15 protein-coding genes are annotated in these 17,129 nt (G+C 66.5%); 9 read left to right on the plus strand and 6 right to left on the minus strand.

Features of this window, described 5'->3' with window-relative positions:
* The first annotated feature begins 165 nt into the window (after nucleotides 1–165).
* Nucleotides 166–999, plus strand: a complete 834-nt coding sequence (locus tag J5837_RS08020; protein ID WP_210536258.1) for a helix-turn-helix transcriptional regulator — start codon at nucleotides 166–168, stop codon at nucleotides 997–999.
* A 7-nt stretch (nucleotides 1,000–1,006) separates the two neighbouring features.
* Here J5837_RS08020 and pepQ read toward each other — a convergent pair whose 3' ends face one another.
* From pepQ to rph, 5 genes are all read right to left on the minus strand, one after another.
* Nucleotides 1,007–2,335: a Xaa-Pro dipeptidase gene (gene pepQ, locus J5837_RS08025; protein WP_210536259.1), complete on the minus strand. Its 1,329-nt coding sequence runs from the start codon at nucleotides 2,333–2,335 to the stop codon at nucleotides 1,007–1,009.
* 182 nt (nucleotides 2,336–2,517) lie between these two features.
* Nucleotides 2,518–3,666: a radical SAM family heme chaperone HemW gene (gene hemW, locus J5837_RS08030; RefSeq protein ID WP_210536260.1), complete on the minus strand. Its 1,149-nt coding sequence runs from the start codon at nucleotides 3,664–3,666 to the stop codon at nucleotides 2,518–2,520.
* A 104-nt stretch (nucleotides 3,667–3,770) separates the two neighbouring features.
* Nucleotides 3,771–4,364, minus strand: coding sequence for an RdgB/HAM1 family non-canonical purine NTP pyrophosphatase (rdgB, locus tag J5837_RS08035; RefSeq protein ID WP_210536261.1), 594 nt, complete (start codon nucleotides 4,362–4,364; stop codon nucleotides 3,771–3,773).
* Nucleotides 4,361–4,750 (minus strand): VOC family protein, encoded by a 390-nt coding sequence (locus tag J5837_RS08040; RefSeq protein WP_210536262.1) that lies wholly within the window; start codon nucleotides 4,748–4,750, stop codon nucleotides 4,361–4,363. Before J5837_RS08040 ends, rdgB begins: the two co-directional genes overlap by 4 nt.
* 7 nt (nucleotides 4,751–4,757) lie before the next feature.
* Nucleotides 4,758–5,501 carry a ribonuclease PH gene (rph, locus tag J5837_RS08045; protein WP_210536263.1) on the minus strand — a complete coding sequence of 248 codons (744 nt, stop codon included), beginning with the start codon at nucleotides 5,499–5,501 and terminating at the stop codon, nucleotides 4,758–4,760.
* 63 nt (nucleotides 5,502–5,564) lie between these two features.
* Between rph and J5837_RS08050 the strand changes: the two genes are divergently transcribed.
* From J5837_RS08050 to J5837_RS08070, 5 genes are all read left to right on the plus strand, one after another.
* Complete coding sequence (locus tag J5837_RS08050) at nucleotides 5,565–6,425, plus strand: YicC/YloC family endoribonuclease (RefSeq protein ID WP_210536264.1); 861 nt, start codon at nucleotides 5,565–5,567, stop codon at nucleotides 6,423–6,425.
* 18 nt (nucleotides 6,426–6,443) lie between these two features.
* Complete coding sequence (gene gmk / locus J5837_RS08055; protein ID WP_210536265.1) at nucleotides 6,444–7,058, plus strand: guanylate kinase; 615 nt, start codon at nucleotides 6,444–6,446, stop codon at nucleotides 7,056–7,058.
* Nucleotides 7,059–7,270: 212 nt separating this feature from the next.
* Nucleotides 7,271–7,570 carry a DNA-directed RNA polymerase subunit omega gene (rpoZ, locus tag J5837_RS08060; protein WP_210536266.1) on the plus strand — a complete coding sequence of 100 codons (300 nt, stop codon included), beginning with the start codon at nucleotides 7,271–7,273 and terminating at the stop codon, nucleotides 7,568–7,570.
* A gap of 304 nt (nucleotides 7,571–7,874) precedes the next feature.
* Complete coding sequence (locus J5837_RS08065; RefSeq protein WP_210536267.1) at nucleotides 7,875–10,052, plus strand: RelA/SpoT family protein; 2,178 nt, start codon at nucleotides 7,875–7,877, stop codon at nucleotides 10,050–10,052.
* A 440-nt stretch (nucleotides 10,053–10,492) separates the two neighbouring features.
* Nucleotides 10,493–10,876 carry a RidA family protein gene (locus J5837_RS08070; RefSeq protein WP_210536268.1) on the plus strand — a complete coding sequence of 128 codons (384 nt, stop codon included), beginning with the start codon at nucleotides 10,493–10,495 and terminating at the stop codon, nucleotides 10,874–10,876.
* 162 nt (nucleotides 10,877–11,038) lie between these two features.
* Here J5837_RS08070 and J5837_RS08075 read toward each other — a convergent pair whose 3' ends face one another.
* Nucleotides 11,039–12,076: an AraC family transcriptional regulator gene (locus tag J5837_RS08075; RefSeq protein ID WP_210536269.1), complete on the minus strand. Its 1,038-nt coding sequence runs from the start codon at nucleotides 12,074–12,076 to the stop codon at nucleotides 11,039–11,041.
* Nucleotides 12,077–12,194: 118 nt separating this feature from the next.
* On the opposite strand from J5837_RS08075, the gene J5837_RS08080 reads away from it, so the two are divergent.
* The 3 genes from J5837_RS08080 to J5837_RS08090 are packed head-to-tail and all read left to right on the plus strand — an operon-like array spanning nucleotide 12,195 to nucleotide 17,117.
* Nucleotides 12,195–13,421: a parallel beta-helix domain-containing protein gene (locus J5837_RS08080; RefSeq protein ID WP_210536270.1), complete on the plus strand. Its 1,227-nt coding sequence runs from the start codon at nucleotides 12,195–12,197 to the stop codon at nucleotides 13,419–13,421.
* Between the two features lie 8 nt (nucleotides 13,422–13,429).
* A complete protein-coding gene (locus J5837_RS08085; protein WP_210536271.1) occupies nucleotides 13,430–14,593 on the plus strand; it encodes an SO2930 family diheme c-type cytochrome in 1,164 nt (387 codons plus the stop codon).
* 49 nt (nucleotides 14,594–14,642) lie between these two features.
* Complete coding sequence (locus J5837_RS08090) at nucleotides 14,643–17,117, plus strand: TonB-dependent receptor (RefSeq protein WP_210536272.1); 2,475 nt, start codon at nucleotides 14,643–14,645, stop codon at nucleotides 17,115–17,117.
* Nucleotides 17,118–17,129: the final 12 nt, after the last annotated feature.

Raw genomic sequence — 17,129 nt, forward strand, 5'->3', positions numbered from 1 at the left:
CGATTTTTCCAGGACATCCCGCCGTGGGAGCGACGTAAGTCGCGAAGCTTTACGTCCAGACCATCGCAATCCGTTCGCGACTTACCGGTCACGGCATGCCGTAACCACTCCCACATCGGGCATCATGGCATCCCTTGGAGTAGGGCCCGCTCCTACAATGACGACATGATGGTTCCCCATCTCGACCGTCCGATCTGCGAGCCGGTGGAATTGCGCCCCGGCGCGCGGCTGCGCGTGCGCCACGTGGCCGAAGGGCGCGGCGCCGAGCCGAGCACACCGTTCCCGCATTACCACGACGTCTGCGAGCTGGTGTTGTTCGGCCAAGTGCGCGGCGAATTCGTCGCCGATGGCGTTCGCTATCCGTTGTCGCGCGGCTGCCTGGTGTTCGTGCCTTCGTTGCGCCAGCACGACTTCACCCTGGCCGGCGGCGCGCGCGACTGGACCCTGGTCCAGATCGATCCCGGCACCGTCGCCTCGCTGCCCGGCGGCGAATCCCTGCGCAGCGCTTTCTGCGCCCGGCCCCGCGGCGCATTGGCCCAGCGCATCGGCGTGCTGGTCGAATGGCTGCGCGAAGCCGGGGAAGACGATGTGCTGGCGACGCCGTCGGCGCAGCTCCTGTTGCTGGCCGCCGCGCAGGCGCCTCGGATCGAGGGCCTGGCCGATGGCGTCGGCGCCGACGCGTTACGCCGCCTGCGTCCGGCGATAGAACGGCTGCGCCGCGATCCCGCCAACGCGCCCTCGGCGGAACAGGCTGCGGCGCTGTGCGCACTGTCGCCCGCGTACTTCAGCCGCCGTTTCCACCAGCAGCTGGGCATGGCCTGGAGCGATTACGTGCGCACTCATCGCCTGCACCTGGCCAGCCAGCGCCTGCGCGACGGCGAAGGCAGCGTGGCGGAAATCGCCTATGCGCTCGGTTTCTCCACGCCTTCGCATTTCGGCGACGTGTTCCAGCGCCACTTCCACGTCACGCCCGCGGAGTACCGCAGGCGCGGACGTTGAGCGCAGCTCAGGCCGCTTCGGCGAACGCCGGACGGGTCAGGTTCTGCGGCTCGCCGTCGGTGCACAGTACCTCGTCCTCGATGCGGATGCCGCCGTAGGGACGGAACGCATCGACGCGCGCCCAGTCGACGCTGTCGGCGTGGCCGTTCTGCTTCAGTTCGTCCAGCAGCATGTCGATGAAGTAGAGGCCGGGTTCGATGGTCACCACCATGCCCGGTTCCAGCACGCGGGTCATGCGCAGGTACGGATGGCCGGCGGGACGTTCGATGCGGCCGCCGCGATCGCTGGCGGCGAAGCCGGCCACGTCATGCACCTGCAGGCCGATAGGATGGCCCAGGCCGTGCGGGAAAAAGGCGGCGCTGACGCCGCTCGCCAGCGCGGCTTCCGGCGACACCTTGATCACGCCGAAATCCTTGAGGATCGCCATCAGCTGCAGGTGCGCATCGACGTGCAGCTGCTTGTAGTCGACGCCGGCACGTACCGACTTGCCCATCTTCACCTGAGCCGCGTCGACCGCATCGATCAGGGCCTGGAATTCGCCCGAGCGGTCGGCCGCATAGGTGCGGGTGATGTCGCTGGCGTAGCCGCGATGGCTGGCCCCGGCGTCGATCAGGAAGCTGCGCGATTGCGCCGGCGCGGTGCGGCCCAGGTCCATGTAGTGCAGCACGGCGGCGTGTTCGTTCAGGCCGATGATGTTGCCGTAGGGCAGTTCGTTCGCGTCCTGGCCGACAGCGCTGCAATAGGCCATGTGGATTTCGAATTCACTGGCGCCGCTGCGGAATGCGGCTTCGGCGGCGCGATGTCCGCGCACGGCCAGGCGTTGCGCCTCGCGCATCAGCGCGACTTCGTACGGCGTCTTGTACGAACGCTGGTATTCCAGGTAGTTGATGACCGGTTCCGGATTGTTCGGAATGTAGTCGCCCAGGGCGCTTTGCGGTTCGCCAAGGATCGCGCAACGTCCCGCCGCCTTCGGCAGCAGGCCCAGCGCTTCCTCCGGCTTGCGGATGATGAGGACATCGAAATGCTCGACCCACCAGCCGTTCGGTGCGTCCGGCACCACGTGCCAGTAATCGTGCGGCTGGTAGTAGATGACCTGCGGACGTTGGCCGGGCGTGTAGACCAGCCAGCTGTACGGCAATTTGGTCAGCGGCAGCCAGTGCTTGAATTGCGGGTTGACCGCATAGGGATAGTCGCGATCGTCGAACACCTGCCAGTGCTGGGTGCCGCTGGGCACGACCAGGTGGTCGAAACCGCCGCGCGCCAGCGCTTCGTCGGCGCGACGCTTGAGTTCGGCCAGGTGGGAGGCGTAGAGGGCGGCGATGTCGGGAGCGTTCATGGAAGGGCCTGCGGGATCGAAGACCTACATTTTGCCCCACCTGGCGCGGATCGCGCTGTGACCACGCCTGCCCGGTCACTTTCATTGTGGGAGCGACGTAAGTCGCGATGCCTTTCGGCAGCAACCTCAAAAGCATCGCGACTTACATCGCTCCCACAATGGAGTTCCGCCGCAGGTCGGGGCTACAGGAACAACTCGACCGCGTCATTGGTGAAGCGCCGCCCCAGCTCGGTCGGCACGATGCGGTCGCCATCGCGCTCCAGCCAGCCATTGGCGAAGGCCTGCTGCAATGGCGCCGCGATGGCGCTCTCCGGCAGGTCCGTGGTCGCCTCGAAGCCGGCCAGCGTGAAGCCCTCGCGCAAGCGCAGCGCGTTGAGCATGAATTCGAACGGCCGCCGCGCCGCATCGATGCGGTCGTCGCCGCCGATCGCCTGCGGCGTGCCGGCGGCCGCCAGGTAGGCGGTCGGGTGCTTGATCTTCCAGCGGCGCAGGATGGTCTGCTCGCTGCCCAGGGTGATCTTGCCGTGCGCGCCGGCGCCGATGCCGAGGTAGTCGCCGAAGCGCCAGTAGTTCAGGTTGTGCGCGCATTGCCGGCCCGGCCGCGCATACGCACTGACTTCGTACTGCGCATAGCCCGCGTCGGCAAGCAGTGCCTGGCAATGCTCCTGCATGTCCCAAGCCGCGTCGTCATCGGGGATGCCCTTCGGCGGCCGGGCGAAATACACCGTGTTCGGTTCCAGGGTCAGCTGGTAGTGGCTGATGTGCGCCGGCTGCAGCGCGAACGCCCGCTGCAGGTCGTTTTCCGCCATCGCCAGGGTCTGCTGCGGCAGCGCGTACATCAGGTCGAGGTTGAAATTGTCGAAGCCGGCGTCCTGCGCCAGCTTCACCGCCGCTTCGGCTTCATGGCTGTCATGGATCCGACCCAGCCGTTGCAGGCTGCCATCGTCGAAGCTCTGGATGCCAAAGCTGATCCGGTTGACCCCGGCCTTGCGGTATTCCTCGAACCGGCCGTGCTCGGCGGTGCCGGGATTGGTTTCCAGGGTGATCTCGCAGCCCGGCGCGAAACGCAGGCGCGCACTGGCTTCCTGCAGGAAGCGGTCGATGTGCTGGGGCGGGAACAGGCTCGGCGTGCCGCCGCCGAAGAACACCGTCTGCACGGTGCGGCCCCAGACCAGCGGCAGATCGAAGTCGAGATCGCGCAGCAACGCGTCGACGTATTCGCCGAACGGCAACTCGCCCTTGCCCTGGTGCGAATTGAAATCGCAGTACGGGCATTTGCGCACGCACCAGGGCAGGTGCACGTACAGCGAGAGGGGCGGGGGAATCAACATATGCGTATTGTGTAGGAGCGCACTTCAGTGCGCGACCGGAGACGATCCGATGCGGGGAATTTCCACGCGACGCCGACTGTCCGGTCGCGCACTGAAGTGCGCTCCTACAGGGCCGTGAGCAGCCTGCGGCGCAACTCGACCAGCGCCTTGCCGCGATGGCTCAGCAGGTTCTTCAGCTCCGCCGGCATCTCCGCGGCGGTCTGGCCGCGCTCGACGTCGAGGAACACCGGATCGTAACCATGTCCGCCGTCGCCGCGCCGCTCGAACGCGATGCGCCCGCGCCATTCGCCCTCGGCGATCAGCGGTTGCGGGTCGTCGGCGTGGCGCACCCATACCAGCACGCAATAGAAATGTGCGCCGCGTGCTTCTTCGGGCACGTCACGCAGCTCGTGCAGCAACTTGTCGATGTTGGCTTGTGCATCGCCATGCACGCCGCTGTAACGCGCCGAATACAGGCCGGGGGCGCCGTTCAGCGCGTCGACGCACAGGCCGGAATCGTCGGCCAGCGCCGGCAATCCGGTCAGCGCGGCGGCGTGTCGGGCCTTCAGCAAGGCGTTTTCGACGAAGGTGACCGCGGTTTCGTCCGCGTCGGTGACGCCGAGTTCGGACTGCGCGACCAATTCGACGCCGGCGTCGCCGAGCAGGTGGCGCAACTCCTCCAGCTTGCCCTGGTTGGAAGAAGCCAGGACGAGTTTCATGCTTTCGGCTCCAGCAGGTCCCACTTGTTGCCGTAGCGATCGCGGAACACGGCAACGATGCCGTAACTCTCCTCGCGCGGCGCTTCAAGGAATTCGACGCCGCGTTCGCGCATCGCGGCGTAGTCGCGACGGAAGTCGTCGGTATGCAGGAAGAACGACACGCGTCCGCCGGTCTGGTCGCCGATCCGCGCCTGTTGCGCGTCGCCGTCGGCGCGGGCCAGCAGCAATGCGGTTTCCGCGCCGCGCGGGGCGACACAGACCCAGCGCTTGCCGCCGCCGCGGTCGCTGTCCTCGCGCAGTTCGAAACCCAGGTCGCCGGTGTAGTGGGCGATCGCGGCGTCGTAGTCGTCGACGACCAGGGTGACCAGCGCGATGTGACGCTTCATAGGTCGCCTAGCCGGCGGCCAGCGCGGCGCGCTGCGCGGCGAACAGTTCGCCGATGCCCTTCTCGCCCAGCGCCAGCAGTGCGTCGAGTTCGTCGCGGCGGAAGGCGTGGCCTTCGGCCGTGCCCTGCAGCTCGATGAAGCCGCCGCCGTCGTTCATCACCAGGTTCATGTCGGTATCGCAGTCGCTGTCCTCGGCATAGTCGAGGTCCAGCACCGGCACGCCACGATAGACGCCGACCGAGACCGCGGCCACCGCGCCGAGGATCGGGTCGCGCTTGACCATGCCCTGCTTCTTCAATCCGTTCACCGCGTCGACCAGCGCCACGTAGGCGCCGGTGATCGCCGCGGTGCGGGTGCCGCCGTCGGCCTGCAGCACGTCGCAATCCAGGGTGATGGTGCATTCGCCCAAGGCGGCGCGGTCGACGCAGGCGCGCAGCGAGCGGCCGATCAGGCGCTGGATTTCCAGGGTGCGGCCGCCCTGCTTGCCTTTCGCCGCTTCGCGGTCGCCGCGGGTGTGGGTGGCGCGCGGCAGCATGCCGTATTCGGCGGTGACCCAGCCTTCGCCCTTGCCGCGCAGGAAGCCCGGCACCCGGTTCTCGACGCTGGCGGTGCACAGCACGCGGGTCTCGCCGAAACTGACCAGCACCGAGCCTTCGGCGTGCCTGGTGAAGCCGCGCTGGATCGAAACCGGGCGCAACTGGTCGGGCGCGCGGCCGCTGGGGCGGAGTGCTCCAGACGGAGACGTACTCATGGCGAAATCCGTGGAAAGGGCAGCATAGGTTACCATTCGCGTCCATTCGCACCGGCCGTTGCCATGATCCGCAGCATGACCGCCTTCGCCACGCTGGAGCGCGCCTTCGAAGGCGGCGCACTGGTGGCCGAACTGCGCGCGGTCAACCATCGTTTCCTCGAACTGGGCCTGCGCCTGCCCGAGGAACTGCGCGCGCTGGAACCCGCGCTGCGCGAACGCATCGCCTCGCGCATCGGCCGCGGCAAGCTCGACTTCGCCCTGCGCCTGCGCGCCGGCGAAAGCGACGGCGAACTGAAGCCCAACCCGCGCGTCGTCGCCCAGTTGTCGGAGCTGGCGCTGGACTTCGGCGCGCGCTTCCCGGGCCTGCACACCGAACTCGGCGCGTTGCTGCAGTTCCCCGGCGTGCTGCAGAACAAGGCCTTCGACGCGGACGTGCTGCAGGCCGAGGCGTTGGCCCTGCTCGACGCGCTGCTCGACCAGTTCGTCGCCGCGCGCGAACGCGAAGGCGCCAAGCTGGCCGCGGTGATCAACGATCGCGTCGACGCCATCGCCGCGCGCGCGGCCGAAGCGCGCGAACTGATGCCGCAGATCCGCGCCGGCCAGCGGCAGAAGCTGGAGACGCGCCTCGCCGACCTGTCGCAACCCGCCGACCCCGGCCGGCTGGAGCAGGAACTGGTGCTGTGGCTGCAGAAGCTCGACGTGGACGAGGAGCTCGATCGCCTCGACAGCCATGTCAAGGAAATCCGCCGCGTACTCAGGCAATCCGAGCCGGTCGGCCGCCGCCTGGATTTCCTGTTGCAGGAATTCAATCGCGAAGCCAACACCTTCGGCTCCAAGTCGGTCGACGTGCGCACCACCAACCTCGCCGTCGAGCTGAAGGTGCTGATCGACCAGGTGCGCGAACAAGTGCAGAACATCGAGTAGGGAAGCGGACGGATGAGCATGCGCGGCACCCTGTACATCGTCGCGGCGCCTTCGGGTGCCGGAAAGTCCAGCATCGTCAACGCGGTGCTGGCGCGCGACCCGCAGATCTCGCTGTCGATTTCGTTCACCTCGCGCCAGCCGCGCCCGGGCGAACGCCACGCCGAGCACTACAACTTCGTCGGCGCGGAGGAATTCCAGCGCATGATCGACGCCGGCGATTTCTTCGAACACGCGCGGGTCCACAACGACTGGAAGGGCACCGCCCGGCAGTCGGTGGAACCGCAGTTGAGCGCGGGCCAGGACGTGCTGCTGGAAATCGACTGGCAGGGCGCGCGCCAGGTGCGGGCCAAGGTGCCGGACGCGGTCAGCGTATTCATCCTGCCGCCGTCGCGCGCCGCGCTCGAGGACCGCATGCGCAAGCGCGCGCAGGACAGCGAGGCGGTGATCCAGCAGCGCCTCGCCGCCGCGCGCGAGGAGATGTCGCATTACGGCGAGTTCGACTACGTGATCGTCAACGACGTGTTCGAGCGCGCGGTCGACGAGATGCACGCCATCTTCACCGCCAGCCGCCTGCGTCGCGACCGCCAGGTCGCCCGCCACGGCAAGCTGATTTCGGCGCTTCTGGCGGAATAACCTTGGGCCGGGGCACATCCCGTGCGTGCTTTTTGCCGGGCTGCGGCCGGGGACGGTACCCCGACCTATGGCGAATCCGCCGGAAATATCGGCCAATTCTTCCTGTAACTGGTTGATTTGCAAGAAAAGAGTTGCGTTCCGGCGGTATTGCCCATAGAATCGCCGCCCCTTTCTCTTTTGATCGCGCGGCCCCCGGGTCGCCGGGAGCCCCCATGGCCCGCATCACCGTCGAAGATTGCCTGGAAGTCGTCAACAACCGTTTCGAGCTGGTCATGATGGCTGCCAAGCGCGCCCGCCAGCTGGCCAACGGCGTGGAGCCGACCATCGACAACAGCGAAGCCGGCGACAAGCCGACCGTGCTGGCGCTGCGCGAGATCGCCGCGCGCAGCATCGACAACAGCCTGATCGACCAGGTCGACAAGGCCGAGCGCGAGCGCAAGGAGCGCGAGGCGCTGGAATGGGCCGCGGCCGAAGTGGTCGCCGACGACGACATGTCGAAGGGCGACGACTGAGTTCCGGTCTGCCCGCAAGCGTTTCCCGGACGGCTCGCCTCGTGCGGGCCGTTTGCTTTTCCGGACTCCCAATGGCGGCGCCGATTCACGGCGATTCGCGACGATATTCGGCGTGGGAGCGACGTCAGTCGCGAATGCCGAAGCCAGGAAAGTGCCCGTTCGCCGCATCAAGCGGAACTCCGGCATCTCCATGCCCGCGGCTTCGAAGTTCGCGACTTACCGGTTACGGCATGCCGTAACCACTCCCACGCCGGAAAACATGGCCGAATTTGCCGGATTCCCGCCGCTGGCATAGGCTTCCGGCATGAGTCCCGCGCGTACCGCCAAAGCCAAGGCAAAAGCCGCCGTCGAGCCGTCCAACGGCGACGACACGCCGGATTACGTGCGCAAGCTGTTGCAGGCCGCTTCCTATCTGCCCAAGGAACAGCTGCCGCTGCTGCGCCGTGCGTGGGAGGTCGGCGCGGCCGCGCACGAAGGGCAGATGCGCAAGTCCGGCGAGCCCTACATCACCCATCCGGTCGCGGTGGCCGGGGTACTGGCCGACATGGGCCTGGATGCGGAAACGCTGATCGCGGCGATCCTGCACGACACCATCGAGGACACACCGCTGGGCCGCGAGGAGATCGCCGCCGAGTTCGGCGAAGCGGTGGCCGAACTGGTCGACGGCGTCACCAAGCTGGACAAGCTGAAGTTCCGCGATCGCCAGGAAGCGGCGGCGGAGAGCTTCCGCAAGATGCTGCTGGCGATGTCGCGCGACCTGCGCGTGATCATGATCAAGCTGGCCGATCGCCTGCACAACATGCGCACGCTCGGCGCGCAGAGCGCCGAGGCGCGCAAGCGCATCGCCCGCGAGACCCTGGACATCTACGCGCCCATCGCCCAGCGCCTGGGCATGAACCTGATCAAGTCGGAGCTGCAGGACCTCAGCTTCCGCGCGATGTATCCGTTGCGCCACGCGATCATCGAGCGGCACATCCGCAGCCAGCCGGTGATGCGGCGCGAGGCGATGGCGCAGATCGAGGCGCACCTGTCGCAGCGCCTGCACAAGGAAGGCATCGCCCATCGCCTGGTCAGCCGGATCAAGACCCCGTGGAGCATCTACACGAAGATGCGCGGGGAGAACAAGAGCTTCGACCGGGTGATGGACGTATTCGGCTTCCGCGTGGTGGTGCAGTCGGTGCCGGCCTGCTACCACGCGCTCGGCGCGGTGCATGCGGTGTACAAGCCGCTGGATGGGCGCTTCCGCGATTTCATCGCCATTCCCAAGGCCAACGGCTACCAGTCGCTGCACACGGTGTTGTTCGGTCCCTACGGTTCGCCGATCGAGGTGCAGATCCGCACCGAGGAAATGGATCTGGTCGCCGAACGCGGCGTCGCCGCGCACTGGAGCTACAAGTTCGGCAGCGAAGCGCCGAACAGCGCGCAGAGCCGCGCGCACGCGTGGATCGTCGAGCTGATCGAGAACCAGCGCGCCGCCGGCTCGTCGCTGGAGTTCCTCGACAACGTCAAGGTCGACCTGTTCCCCGACGAGGTCTACCTGTTCACCCCGAAGGGCAAGATCCTGTCGCTGCCGCGCAACGCCACCGCGCTGGATTTCGCCTACGCGGTGCACACCGATATCGGCAACCACGCGGTCGCTTCGCGCGTGGACAAGAAGCTGGTGCCGCTGCGCACCAAGCTGACCAGCGGCCAGACCGTGGAAATAATTACTGCCAAGTCCGCGACGCCAAAGCCGCAGTGGCTGGAATTCGTCGTCACCAGCAAGGCACGCACGGCGATCCGCCACCAGCTCAAGCAGTTGGAGCACGAGGATGCGGTGCAGCTGGGCCATCGCATGCTCGACAATGCGCTGGAACAGCTGGACAGTTCTTTGGAACGCCTGCCGCAGCAGCGCCTGGAGGCCTTCCTCGCCGAGCACCGCTACCCGCGCCTGGAGGCGTTCCTTGCCGACGTGGCTCTGGGCAACTGGATGCCGGCGCAGGCGGCGCAGGCGCTGACCGCGTACGCCGAGCTGCGCGGCGGTGGCCACAACCGGCACGTGCAGGAGAAGATCCTGATCACCGGCAGCGAGCGCGGCGTGGTCAGTTTCGCCAATTGCTGCCAGCCGATCCCGGGCGACGACATCATGGGTTACCACACCGCCGGCAAGGGCATCGTGGTGCACCGGCTGGATTGCCCGAACGTGGTCGAGTTCCGCAAGTCGCCGGAGCGTTGGGTGCCGATCGATTGGGATTCGAAGGTCTCGGGCGATTTCGATGCTTCGTTGCTGGTCGACGTGGAGAACCGGCCCGGCGTGCTGGCGCAGGTCGCGGCGGCGATGGCGCAGGGACAGTCGAACATCGACCGGGTCGAGTACCTGGAGCGCGATTTCAATGCGGCGGTATTGCGGTTCCAGATCCAGGTGCGGGACCGCACGCATCTGGCCGAGGTGATGCGGCGGTTGCGGCGATTGAATGTGGTGAATGGCGTGCGTCGGCAGTAGCTTTTTTTGCTCGTCATGACCCGACATACGTCGGTTGAAAGCCCCGCGAAGGCGGGAATCCAGTGGCTTGGCTCTTGCTTTTGCAGCAAAAGCATTTCGCGCTGACGCGCGAGTCACTGTCTTTGCTTGTGCAAAGAGGCGCTTTTCAACAGCCCGAAGGGCTGGTCAAGTAACCAAAGAGGCGCTTTTTCAACAGACGAATGTCTGGTCAAGCACACCTGCCTCGCCCTTCGCGCTGCGCGCGAAGGGTTCGCAGAGCAGGCGGGAATTTCCGGAAGCAACATCCTGTTGCTCCGGAAACGGCGCACATCCCTGTGCGCCGCCCCCTGCGGGGGCTTACCCACCGGCTCCGCCGCTGCGGAGGGAACTTGCAGGGCCAACGGCAAAGGCAACGGCATGCTTCGGTTTAGAATTGCGGCTGCCACTGCAGGAATTTCCTTATGACCCGCCAGATCATCAACACCGAAAAAGCTCCCGCCGCCATCGGTCCGTATTCGCAGGCCGTGCGCGCCGGCAACACCGTGTACTTCTCCGGCCAGATCCCGCTCGACCCTGCCACCGGCAACGTAGTCGAAGGCGGCATCGAGGTGCAGGCGCGGCGTGCGTTCGACAACCTCAAGGCGGTGGCCGAAGCGGCCGGCGGTTCGCTCGACAAGATCGTTCGCCTCGGTCTGTTCCTGACCGACCTGTCCGAGTTCGCCGCGGTCAACGCAGTGATGCAGGAATATTTCAAGGCGCCGTTCCCGGCGCGTTCGACCGTGCAGGTTGCCGCGCTGCCGAAGGGCGTGGGCTTCGAAGTCGAAGCGACGATGATCCTGGACTGAGCGCGTCGCCAGGAATCCGCTCGGCGCCTCGAGATTTGCTCGTCGTCCCGGCGCAAGCCGGGATCCAGCTCCGGCTCCTGTGGTTGCCTGCCGAGCGGAAAGCAAAGGCTGGGTCCCGGCTTGCGCCGGGATGACGACGCCCTTTGGACTGTGATTGGGCGGTCAGCCGAAATGGTGCCGGGCTTCGCTCGGCGCTTGCCCGGTCCAGCGCTTGAAGGCGCGACGGAATTCGCGCACGTCGTTGAAGCCGATCTGGCCGCCGATCCAGGCGATGGTCAGCGCCGGGTCCTGCAGCAGTTCCAGCGCGCGTTCGGTGCGGACGCGATCGTGCACCGCGCTGAAGCTGGTGCCTTCTTCGGCGAGCTGGCGGCGCAAGGTGCGTTCGCTCAGGTGCAGGGCCGTCGCGATGTCGGTCATTTGCGGGTTCTCGCGCAGGCGCGGTCGCAACTGGCGCTCGACCGCCGCGGTGGTTTCGCCGCGCGGCGATATCGCCGCCAGTTGCGCCTGGCACAAGGCCAGCGCCTGCTGCGAAGTCACCGGGTTGTAGCTGGCGAACGGCAACGCCAGCCAGCGGCGATCCACCACCATCGCATGCTGCGGCTGGTCGAAACGCACTTCGCAGCCGAACAGGTCGTGGTAACGCGCGGCATAGCGTGGCGCGGGGTAACCCAGCTCGAGCCGCAACGGGCGGAATTCCGGGCCGGCCAGTTCGCGCGCCAGCATCAATGTGCTGGCGAACATCTCTTCGCATAGGAAGGGCAGCAGGTCGGCGGCCTCCTCGGGCGCGGTGGCGGTCACGGCAAGGCCGCCGTCGTCGCGGTCCTGCAATTCCAGTTCCATCAGCGGCCCGAGGTTGCGCTGGTACTCGAGCCCGATCAGCACGGCGTCGCCGAAGGTGGGGGCGGTCTTCATCGCCAATCCGAGCACGCCGAAATTGCCTCCGTTCTGGGTTCCGCCGATGGCAAGGCCGGTGCCTTCGATCGGCAGCGTCGGCAATGCGCGACGGATCACTTCGCACGCCTGACGATAGGAGACGCGTGCCTGGGGGTCGTGGATCTCCTGCACGTTCAAGCGCATGCCCGCGAACCAGCTCTCGGTGTTGACGCCGAACTCGCCGGCCAGCAGCACCAGGCTGCACAGCATGTTGGTGGGAAGGTTGGCAATCGAAAGACGGCTGCCCAGTCCGGTTTTCCATTGCATCGAAGCCCCTCCAGCTTGTCCGCTTTCCCCCCCGTAGTATGCCGTTCCTGCCCTCCGCGTGGCGCGAGCCAGCACACAGACTGCGCGACATCATTCGCAGGCGTATGGAGGGGATTTCATGCAGCGCACCATTTCCGTAGCCGTGGCTGGCGCCTTGGCGCTGTCGCTCGCGGCTTGCCAGCAGAAGGCACCCGAAACCCCCTCGGCGGCGGTACCGGCCGGCGACGCCGCCTTCGCCGCCAGGTTCCAGGAACAGTTGCTGGACGCCAAGCCGGGCGATGTCATCGAGATTCCGGCGGGCAAGTTCTCCTTCGATCGCAGCCTGACCCTGCGCGCGGACGGCGTGACCATCCGTGGCGCGGGCATGGACAAGAGCGTGCTCAGCTTCAAGGGCCAGAAGGCCGGCGCCGAAGGCCTGCTGGTCAACGGCGATGATTTCACCATCGAAGACCTGACCATCGAGGATTCGAAAGGCGACGGCCTGAAGGTCAGCGAGTCGCAGAACATCACCATCCGCAAGGTCAAGGTGCAGTGGACCGGCGGGCCGAGCACCAAGAACGGCGGCTACGGCCTGTATCCGGTGCTGACCCGGAACGTGCTGATCGAGGATTCGGTGGCGATCGGCGCTTCCGACGCCGGCATCTACGTCGGCCAGTCCAGGGGCGTGATCGTGCGCCGCAGCCGCGCCGAGCAGAACGTGGCCGGCATCGAGATCGAGAACACCATCGACGCCGACGTGTACGAGAACGTGGCCACCGGCAACACCGGCGGCATCCTGGTGTTCAACATGCCGGGCCTGTCGCAGCAGGGGGGCAACATCCGCGTGTTCAACAACCAGGTCATCGCCAACAACCACGAGAACTTCGGCGCCAAGGGCACGCCGGTGGCCAGCGTGCCGGCCGGCTCGGGCATCGTTGTCAATTCCAACGACGACATCGAGATCTTCGCCAACAAGGTCGCCGACAACGCCAGCGCCAACCTGATCCTGTCCAGCGTGTATTCCACCGGATACAAGGACCAGAGCATGTCGAAGGAATTCGATCCGTACCCGGAACGCATCTACGTGCACGACAACCAGTTCAGCGGCGGCGGCGATTCGCCCGACCGGCTCGACTTCAAGGCGCTGAAACTGGCCCTGTACGGCATCGGCGGCAGCCTGCCGGACGTGCTGTTCGATGGTTACGTCAATCCGGCGCGCAAGGAAGGCCCGCAGCTGTGCCTGCGCGGGGTCAGTGGCGTGGTCAACGTCGACGGACCCAACGGCAACAAGAATCCGAGCAAGGACATGAAGCCGTTCGAATGCGATCTGCCGCGCCTGCCCGCGGTCGACCTGAAGCGGGGTTGAGCCGCACGATGCCCCGCGTTGTCCTGCTGTTGGTTCTGTCGTTGCTGTTGGCAGCCTGTCGCGGCGCGCAGCCGGTGCATTACTTCGCCGAGGGCCAGCCGGCCTCGCTCGACGACTGGCATCTGTTGCGCGTCGAAGGCGGCAAGTTGCGCTTGAACGAAGGCGTGGTGCCTTACGATCTCAACACGCCGCTGTTCAGCGACTACGCGCATAAGCTGCGCACCGTGTGGATGCCGAAGGGCCAGGCCGCGCACTACGACGCCAATGCGGCGTTCGATTTCCCGGTCGGCACCATCCTCAGCAAGACGTTCTATTACCCGCTCCCGGAAAACGGCAAATGGGACGGCAAATCGGTGGCCCGCACGCCGCCTTCGCTGTCGATGATGGAAGGCGAAACGCTGGACCTGGGCAAGGTCCGGTTGATCGAGACCCGGTTGCTGGTCCATCGCGCCGAGGGATGGGTCGCACTGCCGTACGTGTGGAACGACGCGCAGACCGAGGCCACGCTGAAACGCACCGGCGAGCTGGTGTCGCTGGAACTGGTCGATGCGAACGGCGCGCGCGAGGCCGTGGATTACCAGGTGCCCGACCAGAACCAGTGTGGTGGTTGCCACCTCACCAACAACCATTCGCGCAAGCTGTTGCCGATCGGGCCGAAGGCGCGGCACCTGAATCGCGAACTCGATTACGCGGCCGGCCGCGAGAACCAGTTGGCCCACTGGACACGGGTCGGCTATCTACAAGGCGCGCCGGATGCCGCGTCCGCGCCGCGCGCGGTCGATGCCACCGATCCAAACGCACCGCTCGACGCGCGCGCCCGGGCTTATCTCGACGTCAACTGCGGCCACTGCCACAGCGCGACCGGTCCGGCGATCACTTCTGGCCTGCATCTGGACGCATCGCCTGCCACACGCCTGCAGAACGGCTTTTGCAAGCAGCCGGTGGCGGCGGGCAAGGGCACCGGCGACCGCCTGTACGACATCCAGCCCGGTCGCGCGGACGGTTCGGTCCTGCTGTTCCGCATGGACAGCGACGATCCGTCGGTGATGATGCCGGAAGTGGGGCGCTCGGTCGTGCATCGCGAAGGCGTCGAGCTGATCCGGCAATGGATAGACGCGCAGCACGGCAGTTGCGCTGCCGAGGCGGACGTTCCTGCCGCCGCCGGCGGTTGAACGCGCTCTATTGAAACAGGCTTTCGTACACCACCTGGGAGAGGGAGTGATGAGAACGAAACAACGCAATCTGGTGATCGGGCTGCGTCGCGCCATGATGGGCTGCATGGCGCTGGGCGCCAGCGGCACGGCATGGGCGCAACAGGCGTCCGCGCCCGCCACGGGGGACGCGGCGACCACGCTGGATCGCATCGTCGTCACCGCGCAGAGCCGCGAGCAGGAGCTCAAGGACGTGCCCATCGCGTTGCAGGTGGTGGGCGAGGACGTGATGGAGCAGACCGCGGCGGAAAACCTCGGCGATCTCGACAGCTTCGTGCCCGGCCTGTCGGTCAGCGACGACCAGCCGACCCAGGCCGGCTTCAAGCTGCGCGGCCTGAGCACCGGCGACTTCGGCATCGGTACCGACCCGACCGTCGGCGTGTACGTCGACGGCGTCTACGCCGGCCGCGGCGGCGGCACCGTGTTGCCGTTTCTCGACGTGGAACGCATCGAGGTACTGAAAGGCCCGCAAGGCACGCTGTTCGGCCGCAACACCGCCGCCGGCGCCGTGTCGATCATCACCAAGCGGCCCAGCGACCACCTCGAAGGCCGCGCGCGAGTGCGCGTGGGCAACTACGGCAAGCAGTATTTCGACGGCATGCTCAACCTGCCGGCCGGCGAAGACATGGCCTTCCGCATCAACGCGTTGTACAACCGGACCGACGGCTGGCTGGACGATGCGGCCACCGGCGAACCGCTCAACGACGGCAAGAACTGGGCCACGCGCGCGGCGTTCCGCTGGGACATCAGCGACAACACGCAGATGCTGCTGAGCTGGGACCACGAGGACCTCGACCAGCGCTCGCACCCGACCATCGGCATCGTTGACCTGCCGGCGGCGCCGGGCGTGCCGCCGGTACCGGCCGACCCGGCCGGATACGAGGATCCGATCGGCCGTCCCGCCTACACCGACGTGCCCGGCAACGACGAAACCCGCAAGTTCGACGGCGCGACGCTGATCCTCGACCACGCCTTCGAATGGGGCCACCTCAGCTCGATGACCGCGTGGCGCAACTTCGACACCTACAACCGCGCCGAGGAAGACGGCACCAACCGCAGCGACCTGTACCTCGACACGATCAACATCGAGGACAACACCACCTGGTACCAGGAATTCAAGTTCAGCGGCAACACCGGCTCCCTGGACTGGGTCGCCGGCGCCAGCTGGTTCCAGGAGAAGGCCAAGCAGTCCAGCGTGGTCGACCTGACCAGCGACAGCATCAATACCGCCGCCGCGGGCCTGTATGGGTTGCCATTGTTCAGCCTGCTGCAGGGTGCCGCGGACGAATTCGGCATACCGGTGCAACTGTTCGGCAATCCGTGGCGCGAGTCCTACGACAACACCGTGGATTCCACCGCCTACGCGGCGTTCGGCGACGTGATCTGGCACGCCACCGACAAGTTGAACGTGACTTTCGGCCTGCGCTACACCCGCGACCAGAAGAAGTTCAGCTGGTTCAACGATTACCATCGCGCCGACGCGCTGAACCAGGGACTGCAGGTGCTGGAGCAGTACGGCGTGCTGCCGCAGCAGGTGCCCTGCTCGATGCTGGGCCTGTGCGCGCCGGGCGGCGAAGACGCGATGATCGACATCGATGCCGCCTTCCTCGCCGCGTTCGACCTGGCCTTCAGCGACCCGATCTCGATGGCCAACAAGGGCGTGACCAACCGCGCGAAGCATTCGTGGAGCGACTGGAGCCCGCGTTTCGTCGTCGACTACCACCCGTCCGAGGACACCATGGTGTTCGCCTCGCTGGCCAAGGGCTACAAGGCCGGCGGCTACAACGCGTTCTCGCCCGGCGCCACGTTCGACAACGAAGACGTGTGGAACTTCGAGACCGGCATCAAGCGCGACCTGCGCGACTTGCGCATGCAGTACGAAGCCTCGGCGTTCTACTACGTCTACGACAACCGCCAGGCGATCCGCCTGGATACGTCGGAAGGCATCCCGCGCTACGTGGTCAGCACCAGCGACCTGACCGCCTGGGGCCTGGACTTCAGCGCGCGCTGGCATCCCACCGACCAGCTAAGCTTCGACTTCGCCACCGAGTGGATCGACTCGACCTACAAGGACTTCATCACCCCGGACGGTCGCGACCTGAGCGGCGAACCGACCGGCGAGGCGAACTGGTCGTTCGCCGCCGGCGTCGCCTACACCGTGCCGCTGGCCGCGAACGGCGACCTGCTGTTCTCGCTGCGCCATTCCTACAACGGCCGCGGCCGCTGCAATTCGGGCTCGGCCAGCCAGGGCAATTGCGGGCGTTACGCCAACTTCACCATCGGCGAGGAACGCAACCGCACCGATGTGTACGTGCGCTGGCGTTCGCCGTCGACGCAGTGGAGCGTGGCTGCCTACGCCAACAACGTGTTCGACAACCGTTACGTGAACGGCCTGAACACCTACGGCACCACGGTGATCGGCACCACCGGCGCCGGCATCAGCGAGCCGCGTTTCTACGGCATGGAAGTGCAATACCAGTTCTGACCCCGCGGCGCG

It is taken from the genome of Pseudoxanthomonas helianthi (assembly GCF_017939625.1).
In the GTDB taxonomy this organism is placed as follows: domain Bacteria; phylum Pseudomonadota; class Gammaproteobacteria; order Xanthomonadales; family Xanthomonadaceae; genus Pseudoxanthomonas_A; species Pseudoxanthomonas_A helianthi.